Raw genomic sequence first — 17,407 nt, 5'->3', positions numbered from 1 at the left:
CCCGCGGCCCGGCGGGCCGGTTCGGGGCGGGCCGCCCCGCGCGGGCGGCCCGGCCGGAACCGGCCCCTCCACCACGACGGGCCATCAGAGCCCTCACGAACGATCACGGACGGACCATGCACCCCGAGCCCGGCCATCGCGCCCTCCTGGACACCCGCACCTACCCCGAGTTCGCGGCCGACGGCGGCGACCCGCTCCGGGGCCTCCGCCGCGCGGCGGAGGCCGCGGGCGCCGCGCTCGCCCCGACCCGCCCCTGGGGCGACTGGGACGCCGCGCAGGACGTGCTCGCCGTCGCCATGGACAGCGACCGCGGAACCTGCGTCCTGTCCTTCGAACGCCACCGGCACGTCGTCGAGGTCCGCTTCACCCGGCCCTGGATCGGCAATGCCGCCCGCGGCGCGGTCGCCGGCCTGCCGGAAGCCGTCGAGATGCTCGGCGCCTGGCACGGGCGGCTGCCGCTGGCCGAGATGGGGCACCGCTGGCCCGCGCTCGACGTCCTCCCCTTCGCCGTGGCGCTGGAAGAGGGACGCGCCGTCCCCCACCGGTGGGAGGAGGTCCGCGCGCTGCCCGCGGACGCGATCGACGGGCGGCTGGTCGAAGCCGCCTACGCGGCCCCACGGCTGAGGGCGCTCTTCCCGATCGTCTCCCACGCCGCCCTGACCTTCAGCGACACCCCGCTCCCGCCGCACTCCGACGCCTTCCCGCAGGCCACCCCGCACGGGGAGCACGGATGGCTCGTCGGCAGCCTGCGGGAACCCGCCTCCGCGCACACGGCCGTCGCCGGCGCCGAAGAGGCCGTCGCGCACCTCGTACGGCTGCTGCCCGACGCCGGCTCCGGTCGGCCTCCCGCCCGCACGGACGGCTGACGGGCACGCCGCGCCTTCGACCTTGCCGGAGCGCTCGCCCCGGCCCTCACCCCCGTTCGCCGGCTCTCCCGGCGGGCGCTCGTACGGCGGTGATCGGCGGGCCGGGTCAGGGGCTGGAGCCGATGGTGAGGTGCGCGGTGGACGGCGCGAGCCGGACCCACCGGACGGACCGCCGGGACTTCGCCGTACTCGTCCGCGAGGAGAACGGCGCCGCGCTTCGTCTGCGCCGCGTGGGATGAGGGCGCGGGCGAGGGCGAAGGACCCACACGCCGGCGCACTCGGGGCTCAGGCTTCCCATCCGCGCCGGATCGTCGAGCAGGCGTAAGACGACGTCGGCGGGCGCGGTGACGACGAGGGACTCCTCCAGGTGCCTGATCCGCCCGGCCGGACCGGTCACCGGGCGGCCCGCGCGGTGACGGTGCGCCGGTGTCCGAGGATCACCGTGAGGACCACGGCGTAGGTGACCGGGACGAGCAGGGGCAGCAGTCCGACGGCGTCGGAGTCCGGTGGGTGCGCCGTGTGGTGGTGACCGGGGCCGTTCATGGCCTGCGCACGGAACCGCGGATCGGTGAGAAAGGCGTGCAGCAGCGCGCTGATGCCCCAGGCGAGGGCCAGGCTCACGGCCGTCGTGGTCAGCAGCGCCCGCGAGGAGACGCGTCGCAGGCCCTTCTCGACCACCAGATGGGTCAGGGCTCCGGGGGCGACGCCCCAGGTCATGATCAGCCAGAGCGTCATCAGGGCCGTTCCGGCGGCGCCCCGCGCGGCGGACAGCAGGGATCCGTGCCACAGGGCCAGGTTCAGGAGTGCCGCGGCGCCGCACAGTCCGCACGCGGTCACCGCCGACGGGAAGGACGGCCGCGGCAGCGCCCGTACGGCGGTCGCGCTGTTCATCGGAAGACCTTGAGCCGGCTCATCATCGCCGCCCCCGTGGCCGAGTTGAGGTGGAAACTGCCCAGCAGCGGTCGCCGACCATCCCCCGGTGGCCGACGAGCTCCACCGGATCACGGCCCCATGCTCGTCCTGGTCGGCGTCGAGGACGTCTCCACGCCCCCGGCCGACGCCGAGGCGATCGCCGCGCGCATCGGAGGAGCCCGTCTGACGCCCGTCGACGCGGCGGGCCACACCCCGACGCTCGAACAGCCCGGCGCGGTGAACGCGGCGCTGCGGGAGTTCCTCGCGGAGGCCGAGGAGCGCCCGCCGCCGTCCTGAGCCTTCCGGCCCCGCTATACGCTGGTCCGATGCGACGGACGTCCTTCGAGAACTGGCCCTGTTCGGTCGCCCGGGTGACCGACCTGCTGGGCGACTGGTGGACCCCTCTCGTGCTGCGCGAGGCGTTCTACGGCACCCGGCGTTTCGAGGACTTCCAGAGCGAACTCGGCATCGCCCGCGCGACGCTCGCCGAGCGGCTCCGCCGGCTCGTCGAGCTCGACATCATGGCCAGGCGGGCCTATCAGGAACAGCCCCTGCGGCACGAGTACGTCCTGACCGAGAAGGGTCAGGACTTCTTCGGCGTACTCATGGCCATGGCGGCCTGGGGCGACCGCTGGCTCGCCGACGCGTCGGGCCCTCCGGTCCTCTTCGAGCACCGGTCCTGCGGCCACCACGTCCACGCCGAGGTGGTCTGCGACTCCTGCGGCGAACCACTGCGCTCCTCCGACGTCCGCCCCCGCTTCGGACCGGGCTACCCGGAGGACCAGGCCGCCCTTCCTCGGGCACGGCGGCGCTACGCGGGCCCGTGACGGGCCGGTCGCCCGTCGGCACGCCGTCCGACGCGCCACCCCCCCTTAAGAAAATCTGGTCCAACCAGTTGACCAGTTCGGGAACGTGGCTCATTCTCATCGCCATGACGCAGCAGCCCCTCCGGCGCGAGGCGGTCTCCGACCAGCTTCACGCGGTGCTCCGGGACCGTATCCTCACCGGGACGCTCCCCGCCGGCACCCCCCTGACCTCCGAACGCGAGCTGTCCGCCGAGTTCGGCGTGAACCGGCACGCCGTCCGCGAGGCCGTCAAGCGCCTCCAGCAGGCCCGGCTCGTGGAGGTCAGCCACGGAGGGCGCACCCTCGTCCTCGACTGGAGGCGGACCGCCGGCCTCGAACTCGCCGTCGGCATCGCCCGGGCCGCCGCCGGCCCCGCCCTCCCGGAGCTGGCCCGCGACGCGCTGGAGATGCGCGCCTGCATCGGTGCCGACGCCGCACGGCTGTGCGCCGCCCGCTGCTCGCGGGAGACCGCGGCCGCGGTCGTCGAGGCCGCCGGCGCCTACGCCCAGGCCGGTCCCGACCTCGCCGCCCTGGGCGAGGCCGACGTCGCCTGGTGGCGCCTGATCGTGGAGGGCTCCGGCAACCTGGCCTATCTGCTCTCCTTCAACAGCCTGGTCGGCGGGACCCTCACGGTCGGTGACGTCCCCATGGACCTGCGCACCGCCGAACTCCTCGACGTCGACGCCCATGTGCGCCTGGCCGCCCACATCGCGGCCGGCGAGGCGGAGGCCGCCGAGCGGCTCGCCCGTGAGCTGCTCGGTCGCAGCGTCCCGGCCGTCCCCGTCCGGCACGGGGCGGGAGGGCCGCGATGATCCCCGCCGTGGTGTTCGCGATACCCGCCTTCGTGCTCCTCGTCGTCGTCGAGGCGCTCTCGTACCGCTTCCTCCCCGACGACGAGGAGCGGGGCTACGAGCTCCGCGACACCGCGACGAGCATGTCGATGGGCGCGGGCAGCCAGGTCGTCGGCCTGCCGTGGAAGGCGTTCACCCTCCTCGCCTACGCCGCCTGCTACGAGCTCGCCCCCTGGCACCTGTCGCCCGGCTCCGTGTGGACCTGGGTCCTGCTGTTCTTCGCCGACGACCTCGCGTACTACGTCTTCCACCGGGCCCACCACCGCGTGCGGCTGCTCTGGGCGAGCCACGTCGTGCACCACTCCAGCGTCCGCTTCAACCTGTCGACGGCCCTGCGGCAGAGCTGGACGCCGATGACCACGCTGCCCTTCTGGCTGCCGCTGGCCCTGCTCGGCGTCCCGCCGTGGATGATCCTCCTCCAGCAGTCCTTCAGCCTGATCTACCAGTTCTTCCTGCACACCGAGCGCGTGGACAGGCTGTGGCGTCCCGTCGAGTGGTTCTTCAACACGCCGTCCCACCACCGGGTCCACCACGGTTCCAACTCCGTCTACCTGGACCGCAACTACGGGGGGATCCTGATCGTCTGGGACCGTCTCTTCGGCTCCTTCGAGGCGGAGGGCGAGCGGGTCGTCTACGGACTGAGGAAGAACATCGCGACCCACAACCCGGTCCGCGTGGCCTTCCACGAGTACGCGGCCGCCTGGCGCGACGTGCGGGCGGCCCGGGGCTGGCGCGACCGCGCCGGTCACCTCTTCGGTCCGCCCGGCTGGACGCCGAAGGCGGAGGGCTGAAGTGCCGCCGCTGCTCGCGCTGTTCACCGCCCTGGCCGCCGTCGACATCACCGGCGTGGCCCTCGACGTCCCCGTCCTCGAATGGGCGACGAAGCCGCTGCTCGCACCCGTCCTCGCCCTGTACCTGTGGCGGGCCACCGGCACCCGTCACCGCGCCTTCCTGACGGGCCTCGGCTTCGCCGCCGCCGGCGACACGGCGCTCCTGTTCCCCGGACCGGTGGCGTTCGCCGTCGGGCTCGCCCTCTTCCTCGGCGCGCAGATCTGCTGGACGACGGCTTTCGTACGCGCCGGGGCCGTGGCCCACCTGCGGCGGCGCCGGCTGCTGTGCGGGGCGTACCTCGCCGTGTGGTGCGCCGCCGTCGCCGCCCTGGCGCCCGCCCTGGACCCGGCTCTCGCCGTCGCGCTCCCCCTCTACTGCCTCGCCCTCGTGGTGACGGCCTGCACCGCGCACGTCGAGGGGGCCCGTGCCGCCTGGGGCGGAGCGGTGTTCTTCGTCTCGGACCTGCTCATCGGCCTGGGCGCGGCCGGGATGGACTTCCCCGGCCGGTCCCTGTTCGTCATGCCGACGTACACGGTGGCCCTCGTCCTGCTGGTGACCGCCCTCACCGGCCGGCGGGAACGCGCCGGCCGGCGGCGGGCCGCCGTACCGGTGCGCGCTCCAGGACCGGACCCGTCCCGGACCGGCGTCACTCCCGCCGACGGGTAGCGGTCAGGACCAGGGCGGCCTGGTCGTCGTCGATGCCCTGGTCGCCGGTGAAGGCCCGTACGGCCCGGGTGAGGGTCTCGACGACGCGGTGGGAGCCGGCCCCGCCCGGGAGGCCGGCCAGGGCCTCGGTGAGGCGGTGCTCGCCGAACTGTTCGCCGTCGGCGTCCCGGGCCTCGGTGATGCCGTCGGTGTACAGCAGGAGGCTCTCGTCCGGCCGCAGACGGAGGCGGTGCGTGGTGAGGTGGGTCCCGGTCCCGATGCCGAGGAGGGCGCCGGGCACGTCGACGGTGTGGACGGTCCCCCGGGCGTCCAGGTGGAGGGGCATGGTGTGGCCGGCGCGGACGAGTTCGACGTCCAGGCCGTCCCCGGCGGGGGTGAGCACGCCGTAGACGAGGGTGACGAAGCCGGTGCCGTGCCCGGCGGGCCGGTTGGTCAGGGCCCGGTCGACCGCTGTGACGACGGCCTCGGGGCCGGGCAGGAGGGGGGCCACGGCGCGGGCGGTGTGGCGGACCAGGGCGGTGGTGGTGGCGGCGATGGCGCCGCGTCCGCAGACGTCGCCGAGCAGGAACGCCCACCGGTCCCCCTCCAGGGGGAAGACGTCGTAGAAGTCGCCGCCGATGTCGAGGCCCTCGCCGGCCGGATGGTAGTAGGTGGCCACCTCGGCCCCGGGGACCCGGGGCAGGTCGGGCAGGAGCAGCCCGGCCTGCAGATCGCGGGCGAGGGCGGCGCGGTGGGTGTACTGACGGGCGTTGCGCGCGGCCAGGGCGGCGCGCCGGGTGAGCTCTTCGGCCAGCGCGACGGTGTGCCCGTCGAAGGCGTGCTCGCCGGTGGACAGCAGGGTCACGGCGCCGAACGCCGTGCCCCGGTCGAGGAGCGGGAGGCACACGTAACCGGTGACTCCCAGCTCCTGCCAGGGGCCGGGCCCGGAGGGGACGCGGCGGGCCACTTCGGTCACGCCCGAGGCCAGGACCCGGGCGACGGCGTCGTCGTCGGCGTCGTAGACGGGGATGTGCGAGGCCAGCAGGTCCTGCTGGTGCCGGGTGGGGGCGGCGGTGGTGACGCGGCGGACCCGGCCGCCCTCGACGACGTCGACCGCGCCCAGCGGGGCCAGTCGCGGTACGCAGGCCGCGGCCAGCCGGTTCAGGGTCTGGAGGGCGTCCAGGTCGGAGGAGAGGACGGTGCTGGCGTTCAGGAGGAAGGCCAGGTCGCCACGGGCGGCCTCCTCGCGGGCCTCCGCCGCCCGGCGCGCCTGCTCGGCCCGGTGGCGTTCGATGGCCAGGGCGGCGGTGTCGGCGAAGACCCGGGCGAGCGCGAGGTCGGCCTCCCGCGGGGTCCGCGGAGTGCGGTGGTACATCGCGAAGGTGCCCAGGAGCGAGCCGTCGCGCGCCAGGATCGGGGTGGACCAGCAGGCGGCCAGGCCGGCCTTGTCGGCCAGGTCGCGGAAGTCGTCCCAGAACGGGTCGGTGGCGATGTCGGTGACGGTCACCGGCCGGCGGCGGTGCGCGGCGGTGCCGCAGGAGCCCACGCCCTCGCCCGTGGCGATGCCGTCGATGGCCTGGTTGTAGAAGTCGGGCAGGCTGGGGGCCGCGCCGTGGCGCAGGTGGCTCCCGTCGGCGTCGGCGAGCAGGACGGACACCAGGACCTCCTCGGGGGCGAGGTCCTCGATGACGCGGGCCATGCCCTCCAGGACCTCGGACAGGGGGGCCTGGCGGGCGATCTGCTCCAGGAGGGCCCGGTGCTCGGCCGTCAGCCGCTGCGCGTGCTGGACCTGGGTGGTCTCCACCCCGATCATCCGTACGCCCATGACGTTGCCGCCGGCGTCCAGGCGGGGTTCGTACGTGAAGTCGAAGAACGCCTCACGGGCGTCCGTGCCCTCGCCGAGGAGCACCCGGGCGTTCCGGCCGACGTGGGCCTTTCCGGTGCGGTAGACCCGGTCGAGCAGGGCGATGAAGCCCTGGGCGGCCAGTTCGGGCATGAGCTGCCCCAGCGGCACGCCGGTGCGGGTGCGCTCCGGTCCGCCGATCGCCGCGAAGAAGGCCGGGTTCGCCGTCTCCAGCATGTGCGCCGGTCCGGCCAGGGAGGCGAAGACGGCCATCGACTGTCCGAACAGGGCCCGCAGATCGTCCTCCACGCCGTCGGCGGCGCGCGCCGCCGGCACCGGCGAGGCCTGGGCGGGCCGGGACGTCCGCCGTCCTGACGCGCCCGTCATGCGCCGTGTTCCTCGCCCGGTCGTGCCGGGTCGTCGGCGCCCCCGGCGAGTGCGCCGTGGTCGGCCGCGTGGGCGGCGAGGGCCTCGTCGGTGTCGGCGTACAGGGAGAAGATCTGGTTCAGCCCCGTCAGGGTGAACAGGCGGTCCAGGAATGCGGGCACCGCCGCCAGGCGCAGGACCTGGCCCTGAGCGGAGAGCTGGTTGTACAGCTTCAGCAGGGCGGTGATGCCGGTGGAGTCGCAGTACGTGAGGTGGGTGCAGTCGACCACCACCGCGCCCGTCTCCCGGTCCGGGGCCAGTTCCCTGTCGCCTGCTTCGTACAGCTGCACCGCGCTGTGGAAGTCGAGGTCCCCGCGCAGGGCGAACACCACTCCTCGCGTGTCCCGTCTGACGTCTACCGCGAACACCCTCAGTTCCCTCCGCGTACGGTTCCCAGCGGGAATCCATGGTAAAGACCGGGAGAATACTACTTTCAGCTCGGTTTGCCCGGAATCCCGCTTTCCGGGTGGTGAGCCGTGGTCCTCGTCACCGCCGGGTTCCGTCCGGACCGAAACGGACCCCTACCCCCTCGTCGGCGCGCCACACCGGGACTTTCGGTCCCCTAGTGGCGCGTGGTGAGGCCGGTCAGCCCGGAGATGGTCAGGACCGGGTCCAGGAGCGGGCCCGCGACGAGTTCGAGGCGGTCGGCGTGGGAGAAGAGGACGCTCAGGCCGGCGCTGTCGAGGTACTCGACGTCGGTCAGGTCGAGGACGAGGGGGCCGGGGGTGTCGTCGAGCGCGGCGGCCAGGCTGTGCGTGTTGCTCATGTCGATCTCGCCGACCACGGTCAGCACGGCCGTGCCGTCCGGCCGTCGACCGGGCGTGAGGGTCAGGGGTGTGGTCATCAGGCGATCCTCGTGTGCATGTCTACGGTGGTCCCGGTGGAGCCCTGGGTGACGGTGACCTGTTGCATCAGGGCCCGCATCAGGGCCATGCCGCGGCCGCGGTGGGCGTTGCGCTCGGGTTGCGGGACCTTCCACCGGCCGGTGTCCGCGATGGTCAGGCGCAGGTTGTCGACGGACGCCTCGGCGCGGAAGTAGACGGTGTCGCCGGGGGCGTCGCGGTGTCCGTGCTCGATGGCGTTGGCACAGGCCTCGCCCGCCGCCACGAGGACGTTCTGCACGGTGCCCGGGGGCAGGTCGCACTGGTCGAGCCAGCCGCGCAGGGCCTTGCGGACGGGGGCGAGCTGGCCCGACTCGGCGGGGAAGGACATCTCCAGCGGGGCCGGGTGCCGGTAGAGCAGCAGGGCGACGTCGTCGTCGTAGCCGCCGGCGGGGGCGAGCCGGGACATGACGTCGGTGGCGAGGTCGTCGATCGCGGTGTCCCGGCCGGCCTGGAGCGCCTCACCCGCCTGGTCGATGCCCGCGCTGAGCGGGCGGCGGCGGCGTTCGACGAGTCCGTCGGTGTAGAGCAACAGGGTGGAGCGGGCCGAGATGGTGCAGCTGCCCTCGGGGCGCGGAGTGCCGGGACGGACGGCCAGGGGCAGGGAGCGCCCGTCCTCGAGGAGCCGGGTGGTGCCGTCGGGGCGGACCAGGATGCCCGGGGGGTGTCCGGCGCTGGAGTAGGTGAGTCGTCCGGTGCCGGGGTCGAGGACCCCGCAGAAGACGGTCGTGCACATCGCGCCGGGGACGCCGGCGGCGAACCGGTCCAGGGCCATGAGCACCTGGGCCGGACCGGCGTCCTGGAGCAGCAGGGCGCGGCAGGCGCTGCGCAGCTGGCCCATGACGCTGGCGGCTTCCAGACCGCGGCCGACGCAGTCGCCGACGACGATGCCGATGCGGCCGTCGGGCAGGGTGACGGTGTCGTACCAGTCGCCGCCGACCTCCAGGGGCCGGGTGGCCGGCTCGTAGCGGACGGCGAAGCCGTCGGGCAGGTGGGACGGGCCGAGGATGGCGCGCTGGAGGGCGATGGCGGTCTCGCGCTGCTGGTCGATCTGGTGTGCGCGGGCCAGGCCCTGGGTCAGGCGTCCGGCCAGGAGGGACAGCAGGAGCTGGTCCTCGCCGGTGAAGGGGCGCTGTTCGTCGAGGTCGATCCGGAGGACGAGCGGGCCGTCGGGGTGCTCCAGGAGGACGGCGGCCCCGTTCCCGTCGGTGACGGGGGTGAGCTCCGGCTGCCGGCACAGGTCCGCGAGCGCGTGGCGGCGTTCGGCGGGCAGGCCCCGCCAGGTGAGGGAGGGGTCGGTGGCGGTGAGGACGGGCTCGTCGGCGTGGCCGAAGACCGCGGCCGCGACGTGCCGGGCCTGCCACACCTCCTTCAGCTCCTCCAGGGCGCCGGCCGTGGCGTCGGACAGGCTGGGGGCCTGGGACAGACGAGCGCCCAGGGCGGCCAGGGCGCTCTCGCGCTGGACGGCGTAGTGCTCGGCGGTGACGTCGCGGAAGGTTCCGACGATCACGGTGCGGCCGGTGTCGGGGTCCTGGACCTGGTTGAACGTGGCGGTGACCCACAGGCGGTGCCCGTCCCGGTGGGTGACCGGGATGGTGTAGCTGCCCCGCTCCTGGCCGGTCAGCGTGGCGAAGGCCTCGGCGACCTGGCGGTGGGCCTCGGGGTACACGGCGGCGTCCGGCCACCAGGGGTGGACCGGCCGGTAGGGCAGGTCCTCGGGGCCGTAGCCGAGGATGGTGGTGAAGGAGGCGTTGATCTCGATGACCGCGCCGTCCTCGTCGCAGACGAAGAAGGCCTCCTGGAGCGAGTCGATCAGGGCGGTGCGCCAGCGGGCGTGGTGGTTGCGCAGCCGGGCCAGCTTCACGTTGGCCTCGACCCGGGCGAGGAGTTCGGCCGCCGCGAACGGCTTGACGAGGTAGTCGTCCGCGCCCGCCCGCAGGCCCTCGATGGACGCCTCCTGTCCGGCGCGGGCGGACAGGAGCAGGACCGGCACCGAGGCGGTGCGCGGGTCGACGCGCAGCTCCCGGACCAGGTCCAGGCCGTTCAGGCGGGGCATCATGACGTCGCTGACCACCACGTCGGGGGCCTGCGCGCGGATGGCGTCGAGGGCCTGCCGGCCGTCGTCGACCGCGTGGACCAGGTGGCCGGCGCCGCGCAGCAGCCGGGTGAGGTACTCGCGCATGTCGGCGTTGTCGTCGGCGATCAGCACCCATGCCGGGGCCGTCGGGCGGGGCGTCCGCACGGCGTCGCCGGTCTCCGCGGCCTCCGGGGCGGCCTCGAAGGCGGGGGCCGTCGCCGTGGTCCGTTCGCCCGGCAGCCAGCGCAGGGCTTCCTGGACGAAGGGGTCGGCGGTGGCGGGGAACGCGTCGGTGCCCGTCTCCGCACCGGCCGCGTCGGCGCCCGTCTTCGGCCGGACGGCGTCGGCGGGCAGGTGGGCGGAGCCGAAGGGCAGCCGGACGGTGAAGCGGGTGCCCTCCCCCTCGGTGGAGGTGGCGGTGATGGTGCCGCCGTGCAGGCCGACCAGTTCCTTCACCAGGGCCAGGCCGATGCCGCTGCCCTCGCCGGAGCGGGAGCGGGCGTTCTCGATGCGGTGGAACCGTTCGAACAGCCGGGGCATCTCCTCGGCCGCCACGCCGATCCCGGTGTCCGCGACCGTCACCACGGCCTCGCCGTCCTCCGCGCCCACGCGCACGCGGATCGCGCCGTCGAAGGTGAACTTCAGCGCGTTGCTGAGCAGGTTGAGGACGACCTTCTCCCACATGCCCCGGTCGACGTACACCGGCTCGGGCAGGGGCGCGCAGTCGACGTGGAAGTCCAGGCCGGCCTTGTCGACGGCGGAGCGGAACACACTGGCCAGCTCGCCGGTGACCGCGGCCAGGTCGACCGGTTCGTAGCTCGCCTGCATCCGGCCCGCCTCGATGCGGGAGAAGTCGAGGAGCGTGTTGACCAGCTTGCCGAGGCGCAGTCCGTTGCGGTGGACGGCCCGCAGCTCCTCCCGTACGCGCGGCTCCGCGTCGGCGAGCTGCTGCCGCAGTTCCTGGACCGGTCCCATGATCAGGGTCAGGGGGGTGCGGAACTCGTGGCTGATGTTGGAGAAGAACGTCGTCTTGGCGCGGTCGAGTTCCGCGAGCTCCTCGGCGCGGCGCTGCTGCGCCTGGTAGCTGCGGGCACTGGAGACTCCGGTGGCCACGTGCCCGGCGACCAGTTCCACGAAGCCCCGGTAGCCCTCGTCCAGGGCGCGGTAGCGGTTCAGGCCGGCCACCATGAAGCCGTACGGCGCGCCGCCCTGCTGGAGCAGGGGGACGACCAGCGCCTGGGTGGGCGCCTCCTCCCACGCCCCGGAGGGCAGGTCCCCGTACGGCGCGCCGTCCAGGGGCACCAGCAGGGACTCCCCGCGGGCCGGAACGTCCACCGGCCACACGGACGCGGAGCCCGCGGGCAGGGTCTCCGGCGCCGCCGGGTGGCCGGCCGGGATGCCGACGGCCGAGGAGAGGCGGGCGGTGCCGTCGTCCTGGAAGAGGTAGGTCAGGGCGAACGGCAGGTCGTGCGGGTTGCGGCGGAGCTGCTCGCCGGCGAAGTCGAGCATCTCCGGCTCGGTGCGGATGACGCTCGGGTCGGAGCCCAGGTCGCGCAGGGTCGCCATGCGGCGCTCGCCGATGACGCGCTCGGTGTCCTCGCTGACCACGCACAGCATGCCCACCACGGCGCCGTCGTCGTCGCGCAGCGGGCTGTAGGAGAAGGTGTGGTAGCTCTCCTCGGAGTAGCCGGAGCGCTCGACGAACAGCAGCAGCGCCTCGTCCCAGGTCGCCTCGCCGCTGTTCAGAACGGTGTCGATGCGCGGACTGACGTCGTCCCAGATCTCCGACCACACCTCGCCGGCGGGGCGGCCCAGCGCCCAGGGGTACTTCTGACCCAGGGTGTCGCGCCGGTAGGCGTCGTTGCAGAAGAACGTCAGCTCCGGCCCCCAGGCCATCCACATGGCGAACTTCGACGACAGCAGGATGCTCACGGCGGTCCGCAGGCTCTGCGGCCAGTCCTGCGGAGGTCCCAGCGGCGTCGCCGCCCAGTCCACCCGGGCGAGGTCCTCGCCGATGCCCTTGTCGGCGCCGAACACCCCGGTCACAGCCGTCGACGGCGTGGCGGGCCCGCCGTCCTCCGAGCGCGTCACAGACCACCCTTTCGTCGGACGCCACAGGTCCGGTACCTCGCAGGAGACGCCGGAGTGCTTCTCCACCGCCCGAGGATTCACTGGCGCATCCGTAGGATAAGACAACCGCACGCGTGGTGGTGGCCACGGTGGTCGACGACGGGCGGGACGGGGCTCCGGGGGTCCCGTCAGATGCGCGGCGCGGCGTCCAGGAACCGGTGCAGGGAGGCCGTCACGGCGGTCACGAAGCCGTCGCGGGTCCGGTCGGGGACCCGGTCGAGGGACAGGTAGGGGTTGAGGTCCTCCAGCTCGACCAGGAGCAGTCCGCCGTCCCGGGTGCGGCAGGCGTCCACCCGCTGGATGCCGTGGTCGAGGGTGTTCCAGTCGATGAAGCGGCGGGCGAAGGCGAGGTCGGCGTCGGTCGGCTCGTAGGGTTCGAGGACCCAGCGCCGGTCGGTGTCGGGGGCGTGGAGGGCGTACTGGAAGGCGTCGTCGACGTAGTAGAAGGACACCTCGTAGCGGAAGTCGACGCCCGGCTGGACCAGGATGTCGCCGTACGGGAGGCCGTCGAGCCGGTCCCGGGAGACGAAGGTCAGGCCGATGGAGTCGGCCCCGTCCCTGGGCTTGACCGCGTACCGCTCGGCCCGGGGCAGCACGTGCAGGTCCTCGGGGCGGTCGACGGTGGGGATGACCGGGTATCCCTCCGCCGTGAGGTCGAGGAGGTACTGCTTGCCGGCCATGTCTCCGCGCCCGTGCAGGGGGTTGTAGACCCGGGTGCCCCGTGCGGCGGCCCGCTCGCGGAACGCGTCGTACTCCTCGCGGTAGTGCAGCACCGGCCCGCTGTTGCGGACCACGACCGCGTCGAAGGCGTCCATCAGCGCCGCGGCGTCCCGGGGGTGGCACAGGGCCACGTCGAAGGCGTCGCGCAGCCGCGAGGTCAGGAGGATGTCCTCGTCGCAGTAGCGCCGCCCCCGGGCCTGATAGGCGAGATCGGTCACGAACAGGATGCTGGGGCGGACGGGCATGGTGCGTCTCCTCGTGGTGTGACGACCAGCCTAAACACGCGTACGAGGCGTACTCCGGCGGGGTGGGACCGCCCGGTCCGGGGACGTGTCACCGGATGCCGCCCGTGAGGTCGTTCCACAGGGCCCGCTCGTGGTCCGTCGGCGGGACGTCCGGGCACAGGCGTTCCGGGTGGCCGGGGGCGGGGCCGGTGGGGTCGGCGGGCGGGGGGACGGGGATGTGGACCCAGAGGTGGCCGAAGGCGATCAGGGCCTCCCACAGCCCCGTCAGGCGGCGGAGGAGGAAGCGCGGCATTCCCGCACTCTCGGGCCGGGCGCCAAAGCGGCGCCAAAGCCGGAGGCCGGGGCCGTGTCGCGGCCGTCCGCGGGCGGCGGGCGCGGGCGGCGCGCGCTACGTACGTACTTTCCCCGATGCGTGGACCCCGGGACGGAGGTGACAGTGAATCAGCCACCGAAGCACAGACACCTGTTCCCCTACTGGACGAGGACTCGATGCGCTACGAACTCCTTGGGCCCCTCCGCGTGCGCCACGCCGAGCAGAGCCATTCGCTGTCCGCCCCGAAGGTGGAGGCGACGCTCGCCACCCTGCTGATCGGGAGCGGCCGGGTCATCACCAAGGAACGGCTCGTCACGGAGCTGTGGGGGGACAGACCGCCACGCAGGGCCTCGGCCGCGGTCCACGTGTACATATCCCAGCTCCGCAAGTTCCTGGCCCGCGCGGGCGCACCGGAGGGCGGGGCCGTCGTCACCCGGCCGCTCGGGTACGAGCTGCGGCTCGACGGGGCCGCCTGGGACGTCGAGGAGTTCAAGGAGGCCATGCGGCTGGGCCGCGGCCTGCGGGCGGCCGGACGGCACGAGGAGGCCCTGGACCACTTCGAGCGGGCCACGGGGCTGTTCCGGGGTCCGGTGCTCGACGGGCTCGCGGAGGGGCCGGTCCTCACCTCGTTCGCGACCTGGTCGGAGGAGGAACGGCTCCAGGGCCTGGAGCTGTCGGTGGAGGCGCGCACGGCGCTCGGCCGGCACCGCGAGGTGATCGGGCTGCTCAGCACGCTGACCGCGCAGTACCCGCTGCGGGAGTCGTTCTACCGGCAGTTGATGCTGGTGCTGTACCGCTCGGAGCGGCAGGCCGAGGCCCTTCAGGTCTACCGCTCGGCGCAGCGGGTGCTGCGGGCCGAGCTGGGGTTGGAGCCGCACCGTTCGCTGCGCCTGCTGCACCGGGCGATCCTCACCTCCGACCGGCTGCTCGATCTGCCCACGGCGGGCTGAGCGCCGCCCGGGGCGCGTCCCCGGGCGGAGGCCTCCGGCCGGGCCCGGGGACGTCTCCCCGTCCCCGGGCGGAGGGCCGTGCTCAGGCCGCGCGCGCCATCAGCCGGACCAGTGCGGCGCGGGTGTGGACGCCGAGCTTGCTGTAGATCCGGGTGAGGTGGACGTCGACCGTACGGGGGCTGACCAGGAGCCGTGCGGCGATGTCCCGGGTCTTGAGCCCCTCGCCCGCGAGCTCCGCGACCTGCCGTTCCCGCAGCGTGAGTTCGGCCAGCGCGCCGCCGTCCGGGCCCCCGTGGGCGCGGGCCGCCGCGGTCGCGGCGCGGGCCAGGTCGCGGGCGCGCATGCCGGCCGCCGTCTCGCCGAGCAGCCCGTACGCCTCCTCGTAGCAGCGCGCCGCCCGCTCCGGGAGCGAGCGCGCCCGCAGGTCGTGGCCGCGGGCCAGCAGGGCGTGGCCGCGCTGCTCGGCGACGTTGACCGTGGCCGCGACGGACTCGGCGCGGTGCGCCCACTCGCCGGCGTCGGCGCCCGTGGCCGCGCAGGCCGCCGCGAGGAGTTCGTACACGCGCGGCGCGAGGATGGCGGGCGGTTCGGGCATCCGGCGCGTGTCGCCCGGGAACAGCAGCGCCAGCGCGCCCGCGCCGTCGCCGGCGGCGAGCGCCGCCTCGGCGTGCAGCAGGGCGACGACGGAGGTACGGGGCAGGTCGCCGTGGGCCGGGTCCGGCGCGGTGCGGCGCGGCCGGAGCGGACCGGTGTCCCCGAGCCAGGCCCAGGCGGCGGTCGTGACGGCGTCGGCGAGCGTCACGAGGTGGTCCCGGCCCGCGGCGAGGGCGACGGCGCGGGCCTCCTGCGCGGTCTCCAGCGCCTCGGCCGTCCGGCCCGACTGGTAGGCGACGTAGGCGAGGACGTTGAGCAGCGCGGGCAGCAGGGGGAGGTCGCCGCGCAGCCGGGCCACGGCGAGCCCCCGCTCCACATGGGCCTGCGCCGGGCCGTACCAGCCCATGGCCGACTCGCCGCAGGCCAGGACGAGCAGGTAGCAGGCGAAGACGTCGACGCGGTCGTGCGCGCCCGGCTCCAGGCCGTCGAGCAGCTGGGCGCTCGCGTCCAGGGCGCTCTCGGCCGCGCTCGGGTCCCCGGCGAAGACGGTGCTCAGGCCCTGGAGCGCCAGCGCGCCGCCGGCGGTGAGCGGGGAGGCGCCCGCCAGGTGCCGGTTCAGCGCCTCCACGTCCGCGCGGGGCGGGAGCTGGCCGGCGAGCACCCACAGGAGCTGGGACTGCACGTGCAGCGCGGCCTCCTGCTCCGGGCTCGTGTGGCGGGCCGAGAGCAGCGGGACGAGCAGGGCCTGCGCCTCCTCGACCAGGCCGGCGGCGGCCTGGACCAGGGCGAGCGGGACGACGGCGGGCACCCGCTCGGCGGCGGGCCGGTCGGCGAACGCCGCGAGGACCTCGCGGGTCACGGAGCGCAGCCGGGTGAGGTCGCCCTCGGCCGCCAAGGCGCGGACGACGGGCAGCCACACGTCGCGCCCGACGAGGTCGGGCCCGGACCCGTCCGGTGCCGCCCGCTGGAGCCGCAGGGCGAAGACCGTCCACTGGGCGGCGCGGCCCGCGCGGCCCGCGGGCAGGGCGTCCTTGGCCGCGGCGACGAGGGCGGTGCGGTCCTCGGGGGTGGCGAGGGCGCCGGAGCGCACGATGTGCGGGGCGAGGTCCACCGGCGGGGCGCCGCGGCGGGTGAGGTGGACGAGGGCGCGGCGGTGGGCCTCGACGCGCCAGCAGGCGTCGGCCTCGGCGTACAGGAAGTCCCGCAGCAGGGTGTCGCGGAAGGCCAGGGTGCCGGGGCGGAGCGCGGTGCGGACGAGGTCGCGGGCTTCGAGGGAGCCGAGGGCGTGGCAGGCCTCGGCGTGGGGCGACCGGGTGACGGCGGCGACCGACTCGACGTCGAAGGCCTCGCCGAGGACGGCGGCGGCGTGCGCGGCGAGGCGCTCCTGCGCGGTCAGGGGGGCGCATTCGGCGAGCAGCCGGGTCTCCAGGTCCCGGCGGACGTCGAGGTGGGCGGGGTCGTCGGGTCCGCCGTCGGCGGCGGCGAGGGCGACGAGGCGGAGCGGGTTGCCCCCGCTGCGGGCGTGGAGCCGGCGCAGTCGCGGCGTGTCGGGCGCGGCGCCCAGGAGTTCGGCGCTCTGCGCGGGGGTCAGCGGTCCGAGGCCGACCTCGTCGACGGTGCCGAGCTCCACGCCGTGCCGGACCGCGAGGCGCAGTCCGACGGAGGCCTGGCGCGGGCGGTGGGCGACGACGGTGACGAGCCCGCCGCCCACCGGCCGGCGGATGAGGGTCTCCAGGAGGCGTACGGAGCACGGGTCGGCCCAGTGGAAGTCGTCGAGGACCAGCAGGAGTCCGTGCGGTGCGGCAGCGGCGCAGTCGGCGAGCAGGCCGCGCAGTTCGGCGTAGTACTGGCAGTCGCGGGTGAGTCCGCCGCCGGCCGGGACGAGGGTCCCGGGGTCCCGGGGCGGCCGGGCGAGCCGGTGGAGAAGGCGGGCGATCTCCGGAGACGGGCCGTCGGCGCCGGGCGCGCCCGGTGAGCCCGGGCCGCCGAGGGCCTCCAGGAAGGGCGCGAAGGAGGCCGGTTCCCCGGCGTCGGCGACGCACAGGCCGCGCAGCGTCACGAGGCCTTCGCGCCGGGCGTCCGCGGCGAGCGCGGTGAGCAGGGCCGTCTTGCCCGAGCCGGGGTCGCCGGTGAGCTCCACGACGGTGTCGCGGCCGATCGCGGCCGACCGGACGATCTGCCTGAGGGTGTCCCGTTCCGTGTGGCGGACGGTGGTGCGGGCGTGTCGCGATGCGAGGGCGGTGACCATGGCGGCAGGTCTCCTTCCGCGGTCTGAACT

15 protein-coding genes are annotated in these 17,407 nt (G+C 74.8%); 7 read left to right on the top strand and 8 right to left on the bottom strand.

The annotated features are described in order from the left end of the window. The first annotated feature begins 116 nt into the window (after positions 1-116). Positions 117-866, top strand: a complete 750-nt coding sequence (locus AB0398_RS30770) for a DUF6193 family natural product biosynthesis protein (RefSeq protein ID WP_366378939.1) — start codon at positions 117-119, stop codon at positions 864-866. Between the two features lie 393 nt (positions 867-1,259). Here the strand turns inward: AB0398_RS30770 and AB0398_RS30765 are convergent, their stop codons facing one another. Further along, positions 1,260-1,757 (bottom strand): hypothetical protein, encoded by a 498-nt coding sequence (locus tag AB0398_RS30765; protein WP_366378943.1) that lies wholly within the window; start codon positions 1,755-1,757, stop codon positions 1,260-1,262. Between AB0398_RS30765 and AB0398_RS30760 the strand changes: the two genes are divergently transcribed. The 5 genes from AB0398_RS30760 to AB0398_RS30740 all read left to right on the top strand — a co-directional run bounded on the left by AB0398_RS30760 (position 1,647) and on the right by AB0398_RS30740 (position 4,971). Beyond that, positions 1,647-2,075, top strand: coding sequence for an alpha/beta hydrolase (locus tag AB0398_RS30760; RefSeq protein WP_366378938.1), 429 nt, complete (start codon positions 1,647-1,649; stop codon positions 2,073-2,075). The genes AB0398_RS30765 and AB0398_RS30760 overlap by 111 nt on opposite strands. 29 nt (positions 2,076-2,104) lie before the next feature. Further along, a complete protein-coding gene (locus tag AB0398_RS30755) occupies positions 2,105-2,605 on the top strand; it encodes a helix-turn-helix domain-containing protein (RefSeq protein ID WP_366378937.1) in 501 nt (166 codons plus the stop codon). Positions 2,606-2,709: 104 nt separating this feature from the next. Beyond that, the gene (locus AB0398_RS30750) at positions 2,710-3,435 is read left to right on the top strand and encodes a GntR family transcriptional regulator (RefSeq protein WP_366378936.1); all 726 of its coding nucleotides are present in this window, start codon (positions 2,710-2,712) and stop codon (positions 3,433-3,435) included. Continuing rightward, complete coding sequence (locus AB0398_RS30745; RefSeq protein WP_366378935.1) at positions 3,432-4,265, top strand: sterol desaturase family protein; 834 nt, start codon at positions 3,432-3,434, stop codon at positions 4,263-4,265. Before AB0398_RS30750 ends, AB0398_RS30745 begins: the two co-directional genes overlap by 4 nt. A 1-nt stretch (position 4,266) precedes the next feature. After that, positions 4,267-4,971, top strand: coding sequence for a lysoplasmalogenase family protein (locus tag AB0398_RS30740; RefSeq protein WP_366378934.1), 705 nt, complete (start codon positions 4,267-4,269; stop codon positions 4,969-4,971). Here AB0398_RS30740 and AB0398_RS30735 read toward each other — a convergent pair. The 6 genes from AB0398_RS30735 to AB0398_RS30710 form a co-directional block, all read right to left on the bottom strand. Further along, the gene (locus AB0398_RS30735; protein WP_366378933.1) at positions 4,952-7,180 is read right to left on the bottom strand and encodes a SpoIIE family protein phosphatase; all 2,229 of its coding nucleotides are present in this window, start codon (positions 7,178-7,180) and stop codon (positions 4,952-4,954) included. The genes AB0398_RS30740 and AB0398_RS30735 overlap by 20 nt on opposite strands. After that, a complete protein-coding gene (locus AB0398_RS30730) occupies positions 7,177-7,587 on the bottom strand; it encodes an STAS domain-containing protein (protein WP_366378932.1) in 411 nt (136 codons plus the stop codon). The genes AB0398_RS30735 and AB0398_RS30730 overlap by 4 nt, the downstream gene beginning before the upstream one ends. 194 nt (positions 7,588-7,781) lie before the next feature. Beyond that, positions 7,782-8,063, bottom strand: coding sequence for an STAS domain-containing protein (locus AB0398_RS30725; RefSeq protein WP_366378931.1), 282 nt, complete (start codon positions 8,061-8,063; stop codon positions 7,782-7,784). Continuing rightward, the gene (locus AB0398_RS30720; protein ID WP_366378930.1) at positions 8,063-12,268 is read right to left on the bottom strand and encodes a SpoIIE family protein phosphatase; all 4,206 of its coding nucleotides are present in this window, start codon (positions 12,266-12,268) and stop codon (positions 8,063-8,065) included. The genes AB0398_RS30725 and AB0398_RS30720 overlap by 1 nt, the downstream gene beginning before the upstream one ends. Before the next feature lie 167 nt (positions 12,269-12,435). Then, positions 12,436-13,272, bottom strand: coding sequence for a hypothetical protein (locus AB0398_RS30715; protein ID WP_366378929.1), 837 nt, complete (start codon positions 13,270-13,272; stop codon positions 12,436-12,438). A gap of 88 nt (positions 13,273-13,360) precedes the next feature. Next, positions 13,361-13,564: a DUF6059 family protein gene (locus AB0398_RS30710; protein WP_366378928.1), complete on the bottom strand. Its 204-nt coding sequence runs from the start codon at positions 13,562-13,564 to the stop codon at positions 13,361-13,363. Positions 13,565-13,761: 197 nt separating this feature from the next. On the opposite strand from AB0398_RS30710, the gene AB0398_RS30705 reads away from it, so the two are divergent. Next, positions 13,762-14,535 carry an AfsR/SARP family transcriptional regulator gene (locus AB0398_RS30705; protein ID WP_366378927.1) on the top strand — a complete coding sequence of 258 codons (774 nt, stop codon included), beginning with the start codon at positions 13,762-13,764 and terminating at the stop codon, positions 14,533-14,535. 82 nt (positions 14,536-14,617) lie between these two features. Here AB0398_RS30705 and AB0398_RS30700 read toward each other — a convergent pair whose 3' ends face one another. Then, positions 14,618-17,377, bottom strand: a complete 2,760-nt coding sequence (locus AB0398_RS30700; RefSeq protein ID WP_366378926.1) for an AAA family ATPase — start codon at positions 17,375-17,377, stop codon at positions 14,618-14,620. Between the last annotated feature and the right edge of the window lie 30 nt (positions 17,378-17,407).

The organism is Streptomyces sp. NPDC086147, assembly GCF_040702165.1.
Lineage (GTDB): Bacteria > Actinomycetota > Actinomycetes > Streptomycetales > Streptomycetaceae > Streptomyces.
This window is presented reverse-complemented; position numbering and strand designations above follow the sequence as displayed.